Annotated in this window: 19 protein-coding genes and 1 pseudogene; 14 read left to right on the top strand and 6 right to left on the bottom strand. The window is 58.5% G+C overall.

Features of this window, described 5'->3' with window-relative positions; genetic code table 11:
* The first annotated feature begins 3 nt into the window (after positions 1-3).
* From ONR75_RS24870 to ONR75_RS24855, 4 genes are all read left to right on the top strand, one after another.
* Positions 4-342, top strand: coding sequence for a hypothetical protein (locus ONR75_RS24870; RefSeq protein WP_265079596.1), 339 nt, complete (start codon positions 4-6; stop codon positions 340-342).
* Positions 320-2,533, top strand: coding sequence for a peptidase domain-containing ABC transporter (locus ONR75_RS24865; RefSeq protein WP_265079595.1), 2,214 nt, complete (start codon positions 320-322; stop codon positions 2,531-2,533). The genes ONR75_RS24870 and ONR75_RS24865 overlap by 23 nt, the downstream gene beginning before the upstream one ends.
* A 97-nt stretch (positions 2,534-2,630) precedes the next feature.
* Entirely contained in the window at positions 2,631-3,962 is a 1,332-nt protein-coding gene (locus tag ONR75_RS24860) for an HlyD family type I secretion periplasmic adaptor subunit (RefSeq protein ID WP_265079594.1), read from the top strand.
* A 12-nt stretch (positions 3,963-3,974) separates the two neighbouring features.
* Positions 3,975-5,153, top strand: coding sequence for a hypothetical protein (locus ONR75_RS24855; protein ID WP_265079593.1), 1,179 nt, complete (start codon positions 3,975-3,977; stop codon positions 5,151-5,153).
* Positions 5,154-5,574: 421 nt separating this feature from the next.
* On the opposite strand, the gene tnpC is transcribed toward ONR75_RS24855, so the two are convergent.
* From tnpC to ONR75_RS24830, 5 genes are all read right to left on the bottom strand, one after another.
* Complete coding sequence (tnpC, locus tag ONR75_RS24850; protein ID WP_265079592.1) at positions 5,575-7,098, bottom strand: IS66 family transposase; 1,524 nt, start codon at positions 7,096-7,098, stop codon at positions 5,575-5,577.
* A gap of 85 nt (positions 7,099-7,183) precedes the next feature.
* Positions 7,184-7,540 (bottom strand): IS66 family insertion sequence element accessory protein TnpB, encoded by a 357-nt coding sequence (gene tnpB, locus ONR75_RS24845; RefSeq protein ID WP_265079591.1) that lies wholly within the window; start codon positions 7,538-7,540, stop codon positions 7,184-7,186.
* A complete protein-coding gene (gene tnpA, locus ONR75_RS24840; protein ID WP_265079590.1) occupies positions 7,537-7,977 on the bottom strand; it encodes an IS66-like element accessory protein TnpA in 441 nt (146 codons plus the stop codon). Before tnpA ends, tnpB begins: the two co-directional genes overlap by 4 nt.
* A 292-nt stretch (positions 7,978-8,269) precedes the next feature.
* A complete protein-coding gene (locus ONR75_RS24835; RefSeq protein ID WP_265083789.1) occupies positions 8,270-9,310 on the bottom strand; it encodes an acyltransferase family protein in 1,041 nt (346 codons plus the stop codon).
* Positions 9,311-9,762: 452 nt separating this feature from the next.
* Entirely contained in the window at positions 9,763-10,761 is a 999-nt protein-coding gene (locus ONR75_RS24830) for a glycosyltransferase (protein WP_265079589.1), read from the bottom strand.
* Positions 10,762-10,918: 157 nt separating this feature from the next.
* On the opposite strand from ONR75_RS24830, the gene ONR75_RS24825 reads away from it, so the two are divergent.
* The 10 genes and pseudogenes from ONR75_RS24825 to ONR75_RS24785 all read left to right on the top strand — a co-directional run bounded on the left by ONR75_RS24825 (position 10,919) and on the right by ONR75_RS24785 (position 20,692).
* A complete protein-coding gene (locus ONR75_RS24825) occupies positions 10,919-11,713 on the top strand; it encodes a WecB/TagA/CpsF family glycosyltransferase (protein WP_265079588.1) in 795 nt (264 codons plus the stop codon).
* 2 nt (positions 11,714-11,715) lie between these two features.
* Positions 11,716-12,832, top strand: a pseudogene (gene wecB, locus ONR75_RS24820) (non-hydrolyzing UDP-N-acetylglucosamine 2-epimerase).
* Entirely contained in the window at positions 12,825-13,277 is a 453-nt protein-coding gene (locus ONR75_RS32595; RefSeq protein ID WP_320109656.1) for an NAD(P)-binding domain-containing protein, read from the top strand. The pseudogene wecB and the gene ONR75_RS32595 overlap by 8 nt, the downstream one beginning before the upstream one ends.
* The gene (locus ONR75_RS32590) at positions 13,274-14,089 is read left to right on the top strand and encodes a nucleotide sugar dehydrogenase (protein ID WP_320109655.1); all 816 of its coding nucleotides are present in this window, start codon (positions 13,274-13,276) and stop codon (positions 14,087-14,089) included. The genes ONR75_RS32595 and ONR75_RS32590 overlap by 4 nt, the downstream gene beginning before the upstream one ends.
* A gap of 78 nt (positions 14,090-14,167) precedes the next feature.
* The gene (locus ONR75_RS24810) at positions 14,168-15,223 is read left to right on the top strand and encodes a Gfo/Idh/MocA family protein (RefSeq protein WP_265079587.1); all 1,056 of its coding nucleotides are present in this window, start codon (positions 14,168-14,170) and stop codon (positions 15,221-15,223) included.
* Between the two features lie 39 nt (positions 15,224-15,262).
* On the top strand, positions 15,263-16,807 hold the full coding sequence (locus ONR75_RS24805) for an oligosaccharide flippase family protein (RefSeq protein WP_265079586.1): 1,545 nt from the start codon (positions 15,263-15,265) through the stop codon (positions 16,805-16,807).
* Positions 16,786-17,295, top strand: coding sequence for an acyltransferase (locus ONR75_RS24800; RefSeq protein WP_265079585.1), 510 nt, complete (start codon positions 16,786-16,788; stop codon positions 17,293-17,295). The genes ONR75_RS24805 and ONR75_RS24800 overlap by 22 nt, the downstream gene beginning before the upstream one ends.
* Before the next feature lie 93 nt (positions 17,296-17,388).
* Complete coding sequence (locus ONR75_RS24795; protein ID WP_265079584.1) at positions 17,389-18,507, top strand: DegT/DnrJ/EryC1/StrS family aminotransferase; 1,119 nt, start codon at positions 17,389-17,391, stop codon at positions 18,505-18,507.
* Positions 18,508-18,560: 53 nt separating this feature from the next.
* Entirely contained in the window at positions 18,561-19,556 is a 996-nt protein-coding gene (locus ONR75_RS24790; protein ID WP_265083788.1) for an NAD-dependent epimerase/dehydratase family protein, read from the top strand.
* Positions 19,553-20,692 (top strand): DegT/DnrJ/EryC1/StrS family aminotransferase, encoded by a 1,140-nt coding sequence (locus ONR75_RS24785; RefSeq protein ID WP_265079583.1) that lies wholly within the window; start codon positions 19,553-19,555, stop codon positions 20,690-20,692. The genes ONR75_RS24790 and ONR75_RS24785 overlap by 4 nt, the downstream gene beginning before the upstream one ends.
* Before the next feature lie 50 nt (positions 20,693-20,742).
* On the opposite strand, the gene ONR75_RS24780 is transcribed toward ONR75_RS24785, so the two are convergent.
* A complete protein-coding gene (locus ONR75_RS24780) occupies positions 20,743-22,011 on the bottom strand; it encodes a glycosyltransferase family 4 protein (RefSeq protein WP_265079582.1) in 1,269 nt (422 codons plus the stop codon).
* Positions 22,012-22,019: the final 8 nt, after the last annotated feature.

The following is a 22,019-nucleotide window of genomic DNA, read 5'->3' as shown; positions in this document are numbered from 1 at the left end:
ACCATGCATTCCGAAATATATACCGATGGAATCGACGAAATCACGGTAGGCGGGTCGATCGTTCGCGTCGACATCGTCAGTCTTTCGCCGACCGAACGCGACGCGAACAATGCGCCCAAGAAGGTCTTTCGCCAGCGACTGATCTTTCCGATCGAGGCGTTCGCCAACTCCGTCGAAGTCATGCAGAACGCGCTGCAGGGGCTGGTCGACGCGGGTGTGGTGAAACGCAACCAACCGCGACCGTCGTCGGACCCCTCGATGTCGAGCCCGACCAACGCGGATATGACTGCATCAGCCCCGAACCTGTCACGGAATCCAAATGCTTCATCAAATTTCCGTTAACGACGAAGTTCAAGCGCCTCCTCAGGAGACCGAGCCCGTCGCCGCGAGGCGCGTCGAAGTCCAGACGGCACTCCAGTGCCTGGAATTCGTTGCGGCGCGCCACGGCGTAGATCTGTCCGTCGAACAGTTGATGCATGCTCATGCGGTCGATGGCGCCGCGCTCCCGGTCTCGGACGTCGTGCGTATGGCCCGACAGGCTGGGCTAAGAGCGAAGATTGCGAAGATCGACTGGCAGGCTCTGGTAAACCTCGGGGAGGCGTTCCCCGCGATGGTTCAACTCGCGAACGGCAATTGGGTGGTGGTCGCGGGCGCCGGCGGTGGGAGCGATGCCCCATGCGTCAACGTCATCGATCCGCTCGCGGACCGGCGTAACGAGCCTTTGCTGGTGAACGAGGATCGATTTTGTACCAATTGGAACGGCGATGTTCTGCTCATCAAGCAGGATCAGAAGGGCGCCGCGTCCGAGAAGACGTTCGGCTTCCGCTGGTTCGTCCCGGAGCTTCTGTGCGAGCGGCGCCTCTTCGTCGATGTCGCCGTCGCCGCCATTCTGCTCTACGGACTCGGTCTCGTGGTTCCTATTTTCTTCCAGCTAGTCATCGACAAGGTTCTGGTGCATGAAAGCTTCACCACCTTGTACGTCCTTGCAGCCGGAGCCGTCGTTGCCCTGATATTCGATGCGATCTTCAGCTTCCTGCGCCGATATCTGATGCTGTATGCGACCAACAAAGTCGATATACGGGTAGCCACGAAGACGTTCGGCCATATGTTGGGTTTGCCGGTGACGTTCTTTGAACACATCTCCGCAGGCATATTGGTCAAACATATGCAGCAGGCCAGCCGCATCCGGGAATTCCTCACCGGCCGGCTGTTTCTCACCTTCCTGGACGCGCTCTCGCTTCTCGTCTTCATTCCTGTCTTGGCGATGTACAGCCTCAAGCTGACGGGAATCGTGCTGGCATTCACCTTTCTCAGTGGCACGATCGTCGTGCTTCTCATGGGGCCGTTCCGGCGCCGCCTCTTTAGTTTGTACCAAGCCGAAGGCACGCGGCAGGCATTGTTGGTCGAGACCGTCCATGGCATGCGGACAGTAAAGTCGCTGGCGATGGAACCGTTGCAGCGCAAGGTTTGGGACGACTGCTGCGCACAGTCGGTCTCCATGCGCTTCAACGTGGAGAAGATTTCGGCCGCTGCTCAATCCACGACCGGGTTCCTCGAGAAGCTGATGACGCTCGGCATCATCGGCCTCGGTGCGTTGGACGTCTTCGGCGGCGAATTGACGATCGGCGCATTGGTTGCGTTCAACATGCTCGCTGGTCGTGTCTCAGGGCCGCTGGTGCAGATGGTCACGATGGTGCATGAGTATCAAGAAGTCGCGCTCGCCGTCAGGATGCTTGGTGAAGTCATGAACCAGGCTCCAGAGCGTGAGGCGTTGCGCAGCGGATTGCGACCGGACATTAAGGGAAGCATCGAATTCGAAAGCGTCTCCTTCCGCTATGGCGCCGAAGGAGCCGCAGCTCTCGACGACGTGTCCTTTTCAATTGCGCCAGGGCAGGTCTTTGGGATCGTCGGACGCAGTGGTTCCGGAAAAACGACGCTCACGCGTCTGATGTCAGGCCTGTACCCCATCCAGCAGGGGCTGGTGCGGATCGACGGCTATGATGTGCGCGAGGTCGACCTTGTTCACCTCCGGAAGAATCTCGGCGTCGTTCTGCAGGACAGCTTCCTGTTCCGCGGGACTATTCGGGAGAATATCGCACGCGTCAAACGCGATGCGACCTTTGCTGAGGTCGTCCAGGCGGCACAACTCGCGGGCGCGGACGATTTCATCCAGCGACTGCCGCGAGGTTATGACACTCTGCTCGAGGAGGGCGCGTCCAATCTCTCCGGCGGGCAGAAGCAAAGGCTGGCGATCGCGCGCGCGCTGATCGTCAACCCGCGCATTCTCATCCTTGATGAAGCGACAAGTGCCCTCGATTCGGAGAGCGAAACTATCATTCGTCGCAATCTCCGTCGCATCGCGTCCGGCCGAACCGTGGTTATCGTCTCGCACAGGCTGTCGATGCTGGCGGAGGCGGACTCTATCCTTGTGATCGAGGGCGGCCGTGTCGTCGATGTCGATAGGCACGACAAGCTCATCGCCAAATGCAGCATATATCGGCACTTGTGGAATCAGCAGATGAAGGCGGCCTGACGATGGACATCAATGAGCGCGCGAACTCGCCTGCCGCGGGGGAGCAAGTCCGGCGAGCTCCGAAAGGCGGAAGCCAACGGCGTTACGGTCCGCGAGGATGCGTCGCCCCGACGTCGTCCGCGAGTTCCAGTCCGATGCTGTGGAGATCGAACAGAGTACGCCGCCGAACGTTGCTCGTCTCACTCTCTACTGCGTGGTGGCCCTGATATTCGCTTCCGTTCTGTGGGCCTCGCTTTCTCACGTCGAAACGATCGTCTCGGCGCAGGGAAAGCTCACGACGACCCGCCCGAATCTCGTCCTTCAGCCGCTCGAAACGTCTGTCATACGGCAGATGCATGTCCGCGCTGGGGACGTGGTCAAGAAGGGCGATCCGCTGGCGACCCTCGACCCGACATTTTCGCAGGCTGACCTCGACCAATTGCGCGTTAAAGTCGCGGCGTTCGATGCGGCGATTGAACGCCTCAAGGCCGAACTCGAAGGGCGCGACTACGTTCTGACGGAGCCGAACAACCCCGATGCTATCTTGCAGAGCAAGTTGTTCGCACAACGTAGGTCGTTCTATAGCGCCCAATTGGCGACTTTTGACGCGCAGATTGCCAGCGCCCGCGCGAATTTGAAGACAGGTCAAGACGATGCGACGGTGCTGGCTCAGCGCCTTGAAACGATGAAGTCCATCGAGTCGATGCGGACCACCCTGATGGACCGGGAAGTCGGATCCAGGCTGAACTTCCTGCTCTCGCGGGATGCGCGTCTCGAGGTGGAAAGCAGCCTGTCGAGAGCGCGGGGAAACCAAGTAGATAGCGCGCACAAGATCGAGAAGGCCGAAGCGGATCGACAGGTTTTCATTGAGGAGTTCAAGCGCGCGACATATCAGGAACTGGTCGAGACACTGGCCAAGCGGAGCGGTGCGGCAGAAGACCTGAAGAAGGCGGAGCTGCGCAGGCAACTCATCGTCCTGTCGGCTCCAGCTGATGCGGTTGTATTGGAACTCGCGAACCGCACCGTCGGGTCAGTGGTTAAGGAGGCCGAGACCTTGTTCGTACTCGTGCCTCGCAACGTGCCGTTGCAGGTGGAGGTCAACGTCGAGGGCCGAGATATCGGCCAGATTGTCCTCGGACAAGCCGCCCGTCTCAAGTTCGACGCCTTTCCCTTCCAGAAATATGGAACGGCAACGGGAATGGTGCGCGTCGTCAGCGAGGATGCGTTTAACCCGGACACGAAGACTGACGCGTCGCGCCGCAATCCCGCTCCTTATTACCGCGTGTTGGTCGACGTGACCGACGGCAAGCTGCGAACTCCGTTGGGGCAGGTTCAACTCATCCCTGGCATGGCCGTGACCGCGGAGCTCAAAGTCGGGCAACGGAGCGTGATGTCCTATTTTCTCTATCCACTTCTCCGTGGCCTGGATGAGAGCATTCGTGAATATTGAACGAGAGGTTGTATGAGCAACGCAGGTGGGCAGGATGTTGTCGCTCCGAGGTCCGTTGCAGCAAGCGGGGTCATGGGGAATTCGCCGCTGGTCAATTACGCGCTGAGCGGCTTGCAGAAATGCTGGCTCCCAGATAAGCAGCGATGGTCTCATATTTACCATCTCGACGGGCGCGAGAATCCCAACGAATCCGTTCCTCATAGCGACGTCTTCTATTCGCTAAATGTTCTCTTGGGAATGTCACGCATCCGGGCCGTGCCGCAGGCTATCAACATTCCAGAAGTGTTCTCGACCAATGTCGATCTGCTTACGCGTCTGCCCGTGCCGACCTATGCGTTCGGCATGGCCCTTTGGGCTGCGGCGAAACTGAAACTTGAGGTGCCGTTCAGCGTTTCTAAAGTGATTAGACAATTGCTTGAAAACAGAGGCAGGTGGACGACGTTCCGGGCGCAGGATCTAGGAATGCTCCTGATAGGGATCGTTGCCCAAGCGGTGGAAGGCAGGACCGAATTTTCCCATCACGCTGCGCTTCTGTTCAACTTTCTGAGCGAGTCCTACGCAACGGATTCCGCACTGTTCTGTGACACTGCTACCGGGTTCCGGCGCCGCTTCGCGTCATTCGCGACCCAGACATATCTCGCCATCGCCTGCTACAGCTATGGTGAGTTTGCCGGCGAGCCGGAGGCAATCGAGCTGGCCAATTCATGCGTACGCCGCTTGATTGAGTTACAGGGCCCCCAAGGTGAATGGCCGTGGTTCTTCGACGCGAAGCGTGGCGAGGTGGTCGATTTTTACGAGGTCTATTCGGTTCATCAGTACGGAATGGCACCTGCGTTGCTTGAATTTGCGGAACGCCACAATGTGGAGGGAGCAACCAAGGCGTTGGTGAAGGGATTCAACTGGATCTTTGGTGAGAACCAACTGAGGCGATCGATGCTGCTGCCGGCGTCGCAGCTGAGCTATCGGTCGCAGGTGCGTGTGAACGAACTGCATTCGAAGGACAGGCGCGTGGTTCGCGCTGTCGCGAACGCCTATCTTGGTCGTAAAACCCAGTTGATCCCGCCTGCCAGCCTTACGCTCCGGATGGAGTGCCGAAGCTACGAACTCGGATGGATCCTGTGGTCGTTCGGAGAGCGATACGATCTTGACCAATTGACGCATAATTTGGTGTTCAGCAGCGCCTTGCGATGAGGGCGGTCACGCTAAGTGCCGTGGCGAAGAAAGACGCATCGATGCGATCACTGACGATTGACTCTGAGTGGTAGCTCGGTCCCGAAGTCAAGTGGAGCGGACCGAGCCGAGCGAGGCTTAGCTGCGAGCTTTCAATAGGTTGTCCGTCCGGTCCCGGTCGGGGAAGCTGGGGGCGTCGAAGCTTTAGCGGTCCGCGAGGGGCCCCGGATGAACATCCACAAGGACTCTCGGCTGGCCATGGTCGGGACTGGTCGGCGCCGTCGCTGGATGGATGACGAGATCTGAAGGCTTGGCTTGCCGATGTCCTGGCGCATCGCCGAGCATCTCGTCCAAAGGCTCGATGAGTTGTTTGCCGTGGAATTGGCACAACATCCTACAAGTTGATCCGGCCGCCTGAGTGACTGCTACGTAAGCGTCGTTCTCAGGCCACGGCTCTGAGGTCTTGCTTTTGGTAGGCCCACGGCAAGAGCGCGTCGATGTCGCGGTTGGGATGACCGCTGGCGATCCTGGTAAGGACGTCTGTCAGGTAGCCGAGCGGATCGATATCATTGAGTTTACAGGTCTCGATCAGCGAGGCGATGGTGGCCCAGTGCTCGGCACCTCCGTCGGAGCCCGCGAACAAGGCATTTTTCCGGTTCAGTGTGATCGGGCGGATAGAACGCTCGACGGCGTTGTTGTCGAGTTCGATGCGGCCATCGTCGAGGAAGCGGGTGAGGCCCTCCCAGCGCGACAGCGCATAGCGGATTGCCTCGGCGAGCTTGCCCTTCTGGCTGATCAGCCCGAGTTTTGCGCGCAGCCAACTCTCCAATGCGTCGACCAGCGAGCGGCTTTTCTGCTGCCGCACGGTCCGACGCTCCTCGGCGGTGCGGCCGCGGATGTCGTTCTCGATCGCATAGAGCGCGGCGATGCGCTGCAGCGCTTCGCTGGCGATCGGCGCAGGTCCGGGTGTGGCGAGCTTGTAGAAGTTGCGCCGCACATGGACCCAGCAGAACGCCAGCTGCACGTCGCCGCGCTCGGCCAGCCGGCGGTAGCCGGCATAGCCATCGACCTGCAAGATGCCCCTGAAGCTGTCGAGATGGGCGATCGGCCGCTCGGCCTTGCGGTCCGGCGCGTAGACATAGGCCACGCCTGGCGGCTCGGATCCGTTCCATGGCCGGTCGTCGGCGGCATAGGCCCACAACTGCCCGGTCTTGGTGCGACCACGACCAGGATCCAGTACCGGCAACGTCGTCTCATCGGCAAACAGTTTTGGCCGCTCTCTGAGCTTGTCGAGCAGGCGTTGGTGCAGCGGACGCAGATGCCAGGCGGCATGGCCCACCCAGTCTGCCAGCGTCGAGCGGTCTAGGTTGACGCCCTGGCGGCCATAGATCTGGGCCTGCCGATACAGCGGCAGATGATCCGCATATTTGGAGACCAGCACCTGGGCGATGGTGGCTTCGGTCGGAAGCCCACCCTCGATCAGCCGCGCCGGCACTGGGGCCTGCACGACGCCATCCTCACATTGGCGACAAGCGTATTTCGGCCGGATCGTGACCAGCACCCGGAACTTCGCCGGCACGATATCCAGCCGCTCGCTCTTGTCTTCGCCGATCCGGTGCAACGCGCCCTGGCAGCAGCGGCAGGTCTTGTCGTCGATATCGATGGTGGTCTCGATCCGCGGCAGATGCGCCGGCAGCGCGCCGCGATTGGCCCGACGCTTCGCAGCTCCGGCCTGTCGTGCGGCCGGTGTCGCCTGCTCAGCTTCCGCGACGTCACGCGCCGCCGCCTGCTCGACGTCTTCCAAACCGAGCTGCATCTGGTCCTCGGGCAGCGTCTCCGCCCGGCGGCCAAACTGGTGGCGCTGCAGGTCCCTGATGATCTGACGCAGCCGTTCGTTCTGCACCCGCTCGGCGAGCAGCATCGCTTTCAAGGTCTCGGAATCATCGGGCAATGCGTCGCGCGGCATGATCAAATCAGATCATATTTACCAGCATTTTGCGACGTGCTCGATGCTGCTGATTCACTTTGCCACAGCAACAAACGTCCAGGCGTTAGCCGGGCTGTGCCGGCGTCACCGTCTCGCGCGCCGCGTGGACACGCCGCCAATCCAACCCTTCGAGCAGCGCCGACAATTGCGCGGCCGACAAATGGATCACGCCATCTTCGATCTTCGGCCAGCGGAAGATGCCGTCCTCCAGCCGCTTGGCGAACAGGCACAGACCCGTGCCATCCCAATACACCAGCTTGATCCGATCCGCGCGCTTGGCACGGAACACGTAGACCGCGCCCGAGAACGGATCCGCCGCCATGCTCTCCCGCACCAGGGCCGCCAACCCATCGGCGCCCTTGCGGAAGTCCACAGGCCTGGTCGCCACCATCACCCGGACCGCGCCCGTCGGGCCGATCACGCTCCGGCTTTCAGCGCCCGCAACACCGCGGCGATGGTGTCCGACGGAGCGCCCGCGCCGATGCGCACCGTCACGCCGTCGATCGCAACCTCGATCATTCCGCCAAGCGGTTCGTCCCGCTGCTGCCGCCGCGCCTTGCGCTGTCGAGATCCCGCAGTCTCGCACAGTGCCGCGGTAACCACCGCCGGGACGAACCGTGGTTCATCATCCTTGGAAACGACCGCCTGAGCTTCCCTGACTCGCCGGCGCCAGCCAAACAATTGCTGCGGTGACAATCCGTGCCGCCGCGCCACGCCGGAAACAGAGTCGCCACTGGCTTCGATCTCCGCAACGACCCGCGCCTTGTCCTCGGCGCTCCACGTCCGCCGGCGCCCCGCACCGGTGAACACCTCCAGTCGCCGAACCGGCTTGGTGATAGCACTATCCACTGTGTCCATTCTAAGCCTAGCGGTTCGAACGAACCGAAACGTCGCAGATCAGCACGTCAACCGAAAGGTGCGGCCGGGACGACGCTTACACTGCTACGCGCTCCTCGCGGGATGCTTACGCGCGTTCTCAGGGCGCCGCTGCGGCAGAGCCAGTGCGTCGCTACGTGCGCGGCCACTCCTGCGAGCTGATCCATGTCGACATCGAAAAGCTCGGTAGATTCGTGCGAACCGGTCAGGTCACCATCGTGACGAGTTCTGCCAGGCGGCGGCGCTCTCCAATGATTGAGGCTCTTCGCCAAACCTAAACGCGTTGGGGTCGGTCCGATGATGGCCATCGCGTCTTGCCTAACAGTTGGGACGGACGCTCAACTAGGGCATGAAATACTGCTGCGAAGCAGATCGATACCGCGACGGCCAAAACAATGACCAATACTGGCGGCAGGCGCTGCCAAAGTGAGTAATACATAGCAAAAATAATCGGTACGTGCACCAGATATAGACTGTACGAGATGCGGCCCAACCAGCAGAATATCTTGTGTTCAAGAAGAACTGCGCGATCCGAAAGTGAAAGAGCGATGATGATCCCACTCCCGACGCCGGCGATGAAATCGTTCACGCGTGTCATGGCCGCTAAAGCAACCGCTAGCGCCAGCAAGAAAACTAATCTCGATGAGCGATTCAACTCGAATTTTATCGTTTCGCGATGCGATGCCAGCATCGCGCCGAAGTAGAAAAATGGGATAAAATGACACCAAGCAAGAATAGCTTGCGAAGGGGAATCTGAAAAGTACGGCAAAGTATCAAATCCGAACAATCGAACTGCCGTCTCAGTGCCCACTATCCAGATGAGCATTGCGAACACTGAACGCGATGTTGAAAGATGCTTGCTCAAAAAATAAAGCGCTGGAAAGACTAGTGATATTCTGAGCTCGATAATTAGGCTCCAAAAAACGATGTTTAGTGACGCGTCTTGTTTTCGCCCAAGGAAGAATGCCTGGTTCAGAAGCTTGGTGAAATCCAAATGCTCGGTCCAGTTTTCTTTAAACCAACTTGTTTGGTGAGCAATATCGACCGGATGTACAATGTAATAAAGCGTGGCAGAAAACGCTATGGCAGCGATCGCTGGGATGTATATTCGGCAAATACGCCGGAAGGCGAAAATGGTATAATTCCAGGTCATCTCGCGCTCGATAGAGATCGCAAGGACGAAGCCGCTTAAAATAAAAAACAAAATTACTGCAGGTCGTCCGACAAAAATCAGCCTGATCGGAGACCACCATGATGAAAATATCTCTATCCAAGGGTAGTGCGGCAGAATGGTCAAGCAGGCGTGGTGAAGCACAACCGCCAACGACGCGATTCCCCTCAGCGAATCTAATTTATTCTGCCGCAAATTGGATTCCTTTAAATAATCAAAAGCGTAAAAACTGGAAATTGAACAACCCGTTTAGTGGTTCAATTAATAAAATAATTAATATTAATATGGCTATTCTGACAAGAGGGAGAGCCCTCAGAGATCGAGCTGGGCTAACTTTTCGACTAGCTGACCTTGCCCCAAGTGTTTTCCGGTTCTGGTGGTGGAGGCGCCGCGAACTTGCGCGGAGGCCTTGGCATAGCGCAACGGCCAGCTCGGGGCGCGGGTTGAAGGTGACGTGCCCCGGCGCAAAATCTAATTCTGGGTGGTCCAAAGTTCGGTCTCACTGCACTGCAAGCAGGACTCTGCCCATTGCTGGCTGAAAGAAGGCGCTCCGGTCGGAGGCAGCGTGGCTGATACTGCCGCACCGGATTTGACACCTAGATTTTTGTTTCGCGATTCCAGACGATCGCGCGATCGCCGAATAGCATTTGGAGCATCCTCCGAGCCCGGTGGACCCGGATTGCGCAGAGAATAGCGCAACCTTTCAGACGGGCGGGAAATCCCTGGATCCGGCTAGTCAACAGCACCTTCGGGAAATCGCGGAACGGCGATATCAAGATCAGCAATGCACGCAAGGCCCAGCGCCAGCGCCAAGCCGGGGTGCCTTCCGCCATATTGAAATAGTGGCAAATTTGACGGTCCCATTTAAGTCGAAGTTCTTCCAATGTCCTTCTTGCCGGATGATAAACGATCATGTCCGACACGTAATTGAACTTAAAACCGCGGGCGCTGGCGCGCTGCCCCCACTGCATGTCTTCGGCCACGCAGAGTCCGGCAAAGGGTCCAACTTCGTCGAATTCGGTCCGACGCACGGCAAGATTGCCCGTGCCGCAATAGCCATGCTGCTCGATATAGAGTTTGAACCGGTAGGCAAAGATGCTCTCATAGGCTTCGATGCCAGTGATCGGTTGGCTGGGGTCGCGCCAGATCTGGACATCGCCGCCAAGGATTTGGCCTGGACCGGCGTGCCTGAAGGCTGCCTGGATCGATGCAAGCCAGTCGGGATGGGCCCGGCAGTCGGCATCGATAAATGCAAGGATTTCGCCGCCAGCGGCACGTGCGCCGGCATTCCTCGCCAGTCCTGGTCCGGGTCTCGCCTCATGCAGAAGGCGCGCGCCGGTGTAGCTGGCGACGATCGTCGTCGGCAAGGACGTTGAGCCATTGTCGATGACGATGACTTCGAACCTGTCGGCGGACAGAGATTGCTCCGCGAGGCTCTCCAAGCATTCCCGCAAACCTTCAGGCTGATTCAGATGCGGAATGATCACCGTGATCAGCAGGTGCTGCTGCTCCGATTTAGTTCCGTCTGTCGCCGATCCGCATTCGCTCACGGCGCCGCCGGTGAAGTTCACAACCGCGGCAAGCTCGGCCGGCATTCGCTCTCTCCATGCCCGCGCATTATTTCATATTAATTAATTTAACTATTGCAATTGATAATAATAAATATAATGCTTGTCTAACATTAAATTCGACCAATCAATTAATTTACTCGTTCTGCGGCGTCGAAGAAATCATTCCGTCGATGAGGGCCCAATGAGGGAAACGTTCTTAGGGTGTCCGATTGATTTGCTGACCATGGCAGAGACGGTCGAGCGCGCCCGCGACGCGATGTGCAATCGGAAGCGATTGCACCACGTTGCATTGAATGTCGCGAAACTCGTCAATATGCGCACCGATTTGGTGTTGGCTGATGATGTTGCTGGAAGCGATATCGTTGGCCTCGATGGCATGGGAATCGTGTGGGGGGCGCGCTGTCTCGGAATTCCGGCGACGACCCGCGTGAGCGGCGTAGATTTGCTTGTCGAGGTTCTCGCGGTATGCGCGAAAGAGGGATTCAGGCCGTATTTTCTCGGCGCGACACGCGAGATTCTTGACCTCGCCGTGAGGCGCACGCAGGACAAGTATCCAGAGATTAAATTTGCCGGATGGCATGATGGTTATTTCAGTGCAGCCGCTGAAGCGCAGGTCGTGGCAGACATCAGGAGCAGTCGCGCCGACTGTCTGTTCATTGGGATGCCGACGCCGCGCAAGGAGCGGTTCCTGGCGGCGCACCGCGATGACGTCGACGTCTCCTTCATCATGGGGGTCGGTGGCTCTTTTGACATCATAGCCGGGCGCACCCGTCGTGCTCCCGTGACCGTGCAGCGGCTCGGCCTCGAATGGCTCTATCGGATCTATCAGGAGCCGCGCCGCATGTGGTGGCGCTACCTCAGAACGAACAGCATTTTTGCAGGCATTATCTCCACGGAGATACTGCGCCGGGGTGTCTTGGCGGTCAGCGGCGTTGGCCGGCTTGGGTCACCAAAGCCTACACGCGGTGGGAGGTAACCGTGCAAAAGCATTTTTTAGTGCTGCTCGGAACGCGTCCTGAAGCCATCAAACTGTTTCCGGTTATCAACCAGCTGAAAAGCGATAAGCGTGCAACCGTTACGGTGTGTGCCACGGCTCAGCATCGGGAATTGCTCGATCAGGTCTTGAAGCTGTCGAATATTGTTCCGGATTTCGACCTGGACATCATGACAGCGAACCAAAGCCTAGATAGGCTGAGCGCACGCTTGCTTGACAGCATTGGCGATGTACTGGATCGGTCACGTCCGACTCGTGTTGTGGTGCAGGGGGACACGGCCACCGCAATGGTCGGTTCGTTGGCTGCGTATTATCGGCGAATCCCCGTCTCGCACGTCGAGGCCGGTCTAAGAAGCGGCGATATCTATGCGCCATGGCCGGAGGAAGTGAACCGGAAGATCGTCGGCTCCATCGCAGACCAGCACTTTGCCCCGACGGACCGTGCCTCCAAGGCGCTCCAGGCCGAGAACGTTCCAAAGGAACGGATCCATGTCACCGGCAATACTGTGATCGACGCACTCATCGCCGCGAAAGCGGTGGTCGAGGCGGACCCGCGAATGTCCACGCGCTGGGAAAGCGTTCGGCAGCAACACGGCAATCGGCGGATCATTTTGGTGACGTGTCACCGGAGAGAGAACTTCGGCCAGGGCGTTCACAACATCGTCGACGCTTTGCTGGCAATTCTGCAGCGAGACGACGTGGCGATGGTTCTTCCCGTTCATCCGAACCCGAACGTACGGGACATCTTCGCTGAGCGCTTATCCAATCATCCGCGGGTGACGCTGATCGCGCCGCAAGGATACACTGACTTCGTGGGACTGCTATCGCTTGCGTATCTGGTCCTCACCGACTCCGGGGGTGCAGGAAGAGGCACCGACCTTCGGAAAGCCAGTCCTGGTCATGCGCGAGACAACGGAACGCCCCGAGGGGATAGAAGCCGGCACCGCGCGGTTGGTCGGTGCGAACACCTGCAGGATCGTCGAAGAAACATTTCGCTTGCTAGACGACGAGGACGCCTACGCGTGTATGGCGCGATCACACAATCCGTTCGGGGATGGGCGCGCGAGCGAGCGAATTGCAAAGGTTCTGCTCAATGCTTGAATTCGGAAAAGTCGTTGTCCTGGGACTGGGTTATATCGGTTTGCCTACCGCGGCGGTGATCGCCAGCAAGGGGATGAAGGTTCTAGGCGTAGATACCAAAGCCAGCGTGGTGGAGACCGTTGCATCGGGCGCGATCCATATCGCGGAGCCCGATCTGGACGGTCTCGTGCAGAAGGTCGTCTCGAGCGGCGCCCTCCGCACCTCGACCAAACCGGAATCGGCCGACGTCTTCATCATCGCGGTTCCCACGCCGATCGATGACGCAAATCGTCCAGAGCTCACTCACGTCAAGGCCGCAATCGAGAGTATCGTCGAGTTTCTGGCTCCGGGAAATCTCGTCATTCTGGAATCGACATCGCCAATCGGCACCACGGAGATGATCACCAAAACGATCACCGAACGTCGCCCCGACCTCGAGATCGGAGGCAGCGATCGGGAGGGGTGACCGGTGTCGCTGTCGCCTATTGTCCGGAACGGGTATTGCCTGGGCGAATTCTCACTGAGATCGTGAACAATGACCGGTGTATCGGTGGAATAACGCCCTGGTGCACGCGGCGGGCACAGCGGTTCTACAAGACCTTCGTCCGCGGCGCCTGCGTCCCGACCACGGCGCGGGCGGCAGAATTGGTCAAACTCACTGAAAACGCATTTCGAGACACCAACATCGCCTTCGCGAATGAGCTGTCTCTTATCTGTGACCGGTTCAACATAAATGTCTGGGAAGTCATTGACCTGGCCAACCGACACCCGCGCGTCAATGTGTTGCGCCCGGGACCTGGCGTCGGAGGTCACTGCATCGCCGTTGATCCGTGGTTTATCATCGATTCGGCCCCCGATCTTGCGAGAGTGATGCGCACCAGCCGCGAGGTGAATGTCGCAAAAACAAGGAAGGTGATCGAGCGGGCTGAACAACTGATCGACGATCACCCCTATGCCACGATTGCCTGCTGCGGGCTCGCGTTCAAGGCGAACGTCGATGACTTGCGCGAAAGCCCGGCGATGGAAGTCACGCATCATCTGGTGTCGAAATACGGATCGAGGATCAAGATCGTTGAGCCGAACATTCGTGCGGTGCCGGAGGCGTTGCAGGGGCTCGGAGCGGACCTCGTGAGCATCGATGAGGCGCTGCGGACGTGCGAAATTGCGATCGTTTTGGTTGATCACGACGAGTTCAAAATGGTGCCGATTTCCGAGCGCCGTCATCTGGACGTGATCGACACGCGCGGAATCTGGCTCGATATGCCGGCACGTACTTGAGGGCGTTATACTTGTCCTGGTCGATGGCGGGGCACGGCGCGCGAACGCAGTATTCTTAATCGTTTTGGCGAGGACACCATGCAAGGCGGTCGTTTGGGAGTAGGCGTCATCGGTTACGGCTATTGGGGCCCGAACCTTGTCCGCAATTTTGCAGCCAGCGAGTGCGCGCGTGTTGTCGGGTTGAGCGATCGCGATCCGTTAAGGCTTGCGATCGGCAAACGCCTTCATCCGGAAATTGAGACGACGACTGACGTACGTGACTTATTCAGAAATCCTGATATCGATGCGATCGCGATCGCAACGCCTGTCCACACGCATTACGAATTGGCTTTGGCCGCTTTGAATGCCGGAAAGCATGTGTTCGTCGAGAAGCCGCTGGCGCCTACATCAGACCAGGTGCGACGGCTGATCGATGAAGCGGCTCGGCGCAACCTGACGCTGATGGTCGACCATACGTTCCTTTATACGCCTGCGGTCCAGAAGATCCGCGAACTGGTTAGCCAGGGCGAATTGGGCGAGATTTATTACTACGACAGCATCCGTTCCAGCCTTGGATTGTTCCAAAGTGATGTGAATGTCATATGGGACCTCGCCGTTCATGATCTCTCAATCATCCAGCACATCCTGAATGAGAGACCGGTAGCGGTCTCGACAACCGGGTCAAGCCACGTAGCAGGTGCTCCGGAAAATATGGCCCATATCACGCTGTTCTTCCAAAGCAGTTGCGTTGCGCATGTCAGCGTGAACTGGCTATCTCCGATCAAGGTCAGGCAGACTTTCATCGGCGGGAGCCGAAAGATGATTGTCTACGACGATGTAGAGCCGACCGAGAAGATCAAGGTCTATGACAAGGGCATAACGCTGAACGGGTCGGCCGAAAATGCCTATCAGCTTCGTATCGGGTATCGCGCAGGCGATATGTTGGCCCCGCATATTTCTTCCAAGGAAGCGCTGCAGACCGAGGTGGAGCACTTTGCACATTGCATCAGGAGCGGTAGCCAGCCGATTTCCGGCGGCGAGTCGGGCTTGCAAGTGATCGAGATCCTCGAGGCCGCATCGCAATCAATGACCGAGCAGGGGCGGCCCGTGAGAATTGGACGAACGAACCTGCGGCTCCGACAGCCGGCGTATTAGTGCGTCCTTGCAGTTTTGATATAGTCCTAGAGGGGGTCGATGAGCTCAGTGCATAGATCGGTATTGTTCTCGGCATTGGAGCGGTACGGAAGCATTCTGCTTGTTTTCGCGGCCATGGCTGTGCTTTCGCGGCTGCTGTCTCCGGCCGAATTCGGCGTCTATGCCGTCATCAGCGCGATCCTCGCGGTGATCAGTGCGTCATATCAAGAAATCGGCGGTGCGAACTACTTGATTCAGAAGATAGCGCTGTCCGCAGCCGACGTCCGCACTGCCTTTACCGTCACGCTTATGTTCTCTGTCGCCGTTACGATGGCAGTTGTTGTAGCAGGCGTGCTAATTGCCAGGTTCTATGGCCAGGAAAGTCTAGGCACCGGGCTCGCAGTCGCTGCAATCAGTTTCGTCCTGACGCCCTTTTCGGCAACGATCACGGCGCTATACCGGCGAGAAATGCAATTTGGCAAGCTGGCGGTCTGCAACCTGATTGCAAATACAGCCTCGATGATCGTGGCCATTCTTTTGGCCGCCTTGCACTACAGTTTCATGGCGCCTGTGTGGGGAGGCGTTGCGGGCAATTTCGTTCTCGCCGCGCTCTTGGCGACCGCGCGGCGGGACATCAAGCTGTTCCGGCCCTCGCTCGCCGGTGCGACAGAAGTGATGGGGTTTGGCCTTTACTCGAGCGGAATTAGTCTCATCAACGTTTTCTACAATCTTGCGCCCCAGATATTTCTAGCACGCATTCTGGATTTTAGTGCGGTTGGCCTCTACAGCCGCGCGCTCGGCGTAACTCAAGTCTTCGACAAGCTCATAGGGCAGGTGCTTGGCCCCGTGATGATGCCTGCTATTTTTCAGCAGATTGGCGCGGGCGGCGAACTGCGTCTAATTTATCTTGATGCGATCCGGTCATTGACCGCGGTGTATTGGCCGTCATTGGCTTTCATGGCGATCATGGCTGAGCCGATAATCTTGATTTGGCTCGGTTCTTCATGGCTCGAGATCGTCCCGTTAGTGAGATTGATATGCATTGGATATCTCGCGTTGTTCGCGGCATGCCTCACTTACCCGGTTCTGGTGGCTGCCGGCAGGGTTCATGATGCATTGTTGTCCTCGCTCATCTCACTGCCGCCCTCGCTTTGTCTCGTCTTCGCGGCATCGTTCTGGGGCGTGACATGGGTGGCTGCTTCGATGCTCGTGACGCTCCCGTTCCAGGCCGCGGTTGCGATCGGGTTCATCGCCAAACGGCTGGGCTTGACCTGGTCCGAATTGTTCGCTGCGCTGTGGAAAAGCGCGCTCGTGTCGCTGATGTCGTCGATTGCAGCTCTGTTGTTTGCGGTTATGATCAGTCTCGACGAGATCGGCATGGTGTCGGGATTGGCCGCAGGATCCGCTTGTGCCGCTGGGGCGTGGTTGACCGGTATGACGGTTACCCGGCATCCTCTCCTGGAGAAGATTGCGAACGCCTCGAACGGATTGTGGGACCGGCGATTGAATCGCTTGTTTGACAGGCGCAATACGCAAAAATTCGCTCCGCCGAGCAGGGGCGGAATGTTTGATAGGAGTGTAGAATGCCGATCTCGAAAGACGTGAAACTTGGAAAGGACGTACGTATTTTTCACCCCGATTTGGTGAACCTTTATGGTTGCACGGTTGGCGACGAGACCCGTTTGGGAACGTTCGTGGAAATCCAGGCGGGAGCGACCGTCGGTGCCCGCTGCAAAATCTCGTCCCATACGTTCATTTGTGAGGGGGTCACGATAGAGGACGAAGTCTTTGTCGGGCACGGCGTCATGTTCACGAATGACAAGGTTCCGCGCGCCACGACCGAGGATGGGCGGCCTCAGAGCGCTGCCGATTGGCTGGTGGTACATACGAGGGTCGGAACCCGGGCATCGATCGGGTCCAATGTCACCATTCTTTGCGGCTTGACGATCGGCGAAGGGGCCGTCGTCGGGGCCGGCGCCGTTGTGACCCGCGATGTGCCTCCGAACACGACTGTCGTTGGTGTTCCGGCTCGCATTCTCCTTAGCACGGGGACGGAGCGGGCTGGCGCCGAGCTGGACGCTAGTGAGATCTGAGCGCTTGCTTAGTATATAAAAAGATTTTTGTTTATTTATATTATATTGTGTGATTTAATTTAAAAATGACTTATTAAACGATTGGGTGCAGGCGTGAACGACCCCGTTCCTTTTCTTGATCTAAAAGCGCAATACCGCCAGATTAAACCAGAGATCGAAGCCGCGGTCCTGAGGGCATTGGAGAGTACCAATTTTGTGCTCGGGCCGGAGGTCGTGGCCTTCGAGGGGCGGTTTGCCAATTATTGCCAGGTCCCTCATTGCCGTGCAGTGAACAGCGGCACGTCGGCGTTGCACCTTGCGCTGGTGGCGGCGAATATCGGTCCTGGCGATGAGGTCATTACCGTCTCTCTGACATTCGTGGCGACCACGGCAGCCATTCTTTACAGCGGCGCCACGCCGGTTTTCGTGGATGTCGATCCGGCAAGCTGGACGATGGATCCAAGTCTCGTAGAGGCCGCGATCACACCCCGTACAAAGGCGATCATGCCGGTCCACCTTCACGGTTTGATGGCCGACATGGATCCGATCATGGAGATCGCCCGCCGGCATGGCCTGATCGTGATCGAAGATGCTGCTCAAGCTCATGGAGCAGAATACAAAGGCCGGCGCGCGGGCTCGATCGGAGACTTCGGCTGTTTCAGCTTCTACCCCGGCAAGAATCTGGGCGCGTTTGGCGAGGGCGGCGCTGTTGTCACGAACGATGTGGCTGCCGCCAAGCGGGTGTCCCTGCTGCGCGACTGGGGTCAGGAGAGCAAATACAATCACGTCGTTCCCGGTTTCAACTATCGCATGGATGGTGTCCAGGGTGCGGTCCTGAGCGTGAAGATGAAGTATATCGAGGAATGGACCGAGGCGCGTAGGCGCGCAGCAACCCGATATCACGAGCTCCTCGGTCGCTATCCGTGCCGGCGCCCCGTCTCGCCAGACCACAGTCGGCACGTCTATCATGTCTATGCCGTCGGGCTGCCGCAGCGGGGCGCCGCCCTTGATGCGCTGCAATCCGCGGGAATAGGCTTCGGCATTCACTACCCAGTACCCGTACATCTTCAGAAGGCTTATGCCCACCTTGGCGGCGGTGAGGGCAGTCTGCCTGTGACTGAGATGTTGTGTGCAGAGTTTCTGTCGCTCCCGATGTTTCCGGAATTGAAGGCAGAACAGGCTGCGAAAGTAGTTTCGGTACTCGAGAAATTCCTGATGGCCGAAGCGGCGTGAGCCGCAATGTCACCTCCAGAAAAACAATCGAACGGGAGAATGCCGTGGTAAGCTTGAGAGGAAAGCGCGTACTCGTTACTGGCGGTGCCGGATTCATTGGGTCTCACATCGTCGACCTGCTTTGCGATGAAGAGTGCATCGAAATCGTTGCGATCGATAACATGGTTCGCGGTCGCGCAGACAACCTGGGCCGGGCGATGGCGCGGGGCCCTGTAAGACTTGTTCAGGGAGACATCTGCGATCAGAAGCTTATGGGCGCGCTCGTGCAAGCGACGGACATCGTCTTCCATCAGGCGGCACTACGGATCACACATTGTGCGGTAGAACCGCGTCTGGCCATGAATGTGATGGTGCAGGCGACCTTCGACTTGCTTGAACTGTGCGAGAAGCACAAGATCGAGAAGGTCATCGCTGCCTCGTCGGCGTCGGTGTACGGGATGGCCAGTGAATTCCCGACGACGGAGCATCAGAATCCGTACGATAACAGAACGCTCTATGGCGCCGCCAAGGCGTTCAACGAGGGTCTATTTCGTACATTCAAGGACATGTATGGGCTCGATTACGTCGCCTTCCGCTATTTCAATGTCTACGGGGATCGGATGGACATCCACGGCCGCTACACCGAAGTCCTCATTCGCTGGATGGAACGCCTGGAAGCCGGATTTCCGCCCATCATTTTCGGCGATGGTCAGCAGACGATGGACTTCGTCCATGTTCGCGACGTCGCTCGGGCGAACATCCTGGGGGCCAAGGCCAAGGTTTCTGACGAGGTGTTCAATATTGCAAGCGGGACCGAAACGAGTCTGACCCAGCTCGCAGCTACACTGGCGTCCGTCATGGGGCGCGGCGATCTGGTGCCGGAGTTCGGGCCCGAGCGGTCTGTCAATCCGGTGCCGCGCCGTCTTGCGTCGACCACAAAGTCCGAACAGAAGCTTGGCTTCGTTGCTTCCATTCCCCTTGAGCAGGGCCTCCGCGAACTGGTCGATTGGTGGCGCGCACAGCACGGTGCTTTGGTGAAAGAAGATCGACGGGAGGCATTGGCGTCGTGATACCAATCGCTTTGCCGTTTCTCGGAACAGAAGAAGCCGACGCTGCTCGCGACGCCGTTCTGTCGGGCTGGGTCTCGCAGGGCCCGCAAGTGGCGGCCTTCGAATGCGAATTTGCAGCATTTGTAGGTGCACGCTATGCGACGGCGGTGTCGAACTGCACCACCGCGCTGCACTTGGCGCTGGTTGCCGCCAACGTCGAGCCGGACGACGAGGTTATCACCGCTAGCCATTCGTTTATTGCGACAGCGAACTGCGTCAGATATGTTGGTGCCATACCGGTATTCGTGGACATCGACCCGGATACTTACAACATTGACCCCGTGCGAGTCGAAGAGGCGATCACCAGCCGGACGCGCGCCATCATTGCTGTTCATCAGATGGGCATGCCTTGTGATCTGTCCGCTCTGGTCGATATTGCCCGGCGGCACAACATCGTTCTGATTGAAGATGCCGCTTGTGCTGCAGGGAGCGAGATCTCGATTGGCGGCGAGTGGGAGCGGATTGGAATGGCTCACGGTCGGATTACGTGCTTTTCGTTTCATCCACGCAAGGTCATTACCACTGGGGAGGGCGGTATGCTGACCACGTCCGACCCGGAGCTTGATCGCAAGTTCAAGCTGCTGCGACAACACGCGATGAGCGTGCCCGACACGGTCCGCCACGGTGCGTCGCAGGTCATTTTCGAGAATTATCTACAAGTCGGATTCAATTATCGTATGACTGACGTGCAGGCCTCCATCGGGCGGCAGCAATTGGCGAAATTGTCAGGCATCATTGCGAGCCGGCGCAAACTTGCATCGGCATATGCCGAATTGCTCGGGAACATCGAGGGCGTGCGGCTGCCGTACGAACCCGCCTGGGCACGCTCCAACTGGCAGAGCTATTGCGTGGGACTTCCCGATAGGCTCGATCAGAAAGCCGTAATGCAGAATATGCTCGATCAGGGGATCGCTACACGGCGCGGGATCATGTGCTCACATCTCGAGGCTCCCTATCGCGATGCCGAGACCCGCCACACGCTGCGGCAATCCGAGCGGGCCCAGAAACACTCGATACTCCTCCCGCTCTATGCGCAGATGAAAAAATCCGATCAGCTTGAGGTCGTTCGGGCCTTCAGAGCTGAGGTCGAGCGCTGACCGCGGTTGCATAAGGCGGCGACATAGGTTTGTCCTACAGAAGATAGGGATCAGGGAGTTCTGCTACCGCGGACTTGATTCAGGACGGCCGCAACCCGACTACGCGAGTTGCTGTCGTCGACCCGCGCGGTCCCCAGCCATTTTTGATATTTTCGGTTGATCTTGTAGGCCGCAAGCGCTGTCGCGCAGCATGCGGCTTCAGAAAGCCTGCTGCCCGCATGGTCCCGTTGTTCGATGGCCGCCGCATAGGCGCGTTCGAGCGTTTTTGCGGCCTGCCGGAGGCTGAAGCGGCTCTCCGCCAGATTCCGGCCGAACTCTCCGAGCTCGGAACGCATTTGGCCAGAATCCACCAAGCCTTCGAGCGCACGGCGGATGGCGGCTGGGCCTCCGCCGAGTGAACCAGGACCAAGTCCGTACCAACCCTGCTGCAGGAACGTCGCACAACTCTCGGGGGTAAGAAGTTCGCTGAAGCCGTTCTCGCCGACAACAAGGAGCGGCTTGGCAAACGCAATGCCTCTCAGCGCCGAACCGCCCTGGCCGACGATCACATCGGCAGCCGCATAGGCGGGGCGAGGGTTTGAGAGTTCCCCGGTCAGCATAATGAGTTCGCGACCGACCGACGAATTGATGTTGGCCGCTCGCTGGTCGACTTCAGCCCTTGCTCTGCCATCCCCAACGATGAGAAGCCGTACAGGTTTCCCTGCCCGGCAAAGTTCGCCCACAGCATCGCAGGTCGACAAGATGCCTTCTAGTTTGAGATCGGGAACGAGGCGGCAAATGATCGCGATCAAAATCTCGCTTGGCTGGATACCGGACTGCTCGCGAAAACCGTGTCCATCTACGAATGGGCTATCCGCGCTGGTATCCACGGGCGGCTCCAGGAGAAAGACCTGTTTGTGACCCGCGGCCAGGGCCGACTGACGGATCAGTTCGGTGCCGACCGTCAGAGGCACTTTCTTCGGGATGAAGGGCGCAACCGACATCGACATCACCGTCCCGATCACCGGACATCCGCTCAGGCCAGGTCCGGCAAAGGCCTCCAAGATTGGGGGCCATTCATGGCCATGAACGACGTCGATCTCTCGCTCCCGCACGAGTCGGCTAAGCATCCGGGCTACGGTGAAATCGGGACGACGCCGATGGGATGGAATTCCGACGTGCTCCAGTCCCAATGCCCTCACGTGCGCAACCAGCGGACCTGGCTCTGCGACGACCGTCAATTGGTGTCCGCGGTCCCGTAGCTCGCCTGCCAACTGAATCGCATTGAGCTGCGACCCGCCCAGCTCCATCGAATGCGGATATAAAGCAATTCGCAGCATTGGTTAAT

Source organism: Rhodopseudomonas sp. P2A-2r (assembly GCF_026015985.1).
In the GTDB taxonomy this organism is placed as follows: domain Bacteria; phylum Pseudomonadota; class Alphaproteobacteria; order Rhizobiales; family Xanthobacteraceae; genus Tardiphaga.
This window is presented reverse-complemented; position numbering and strand designations above follow the sequence as displayed.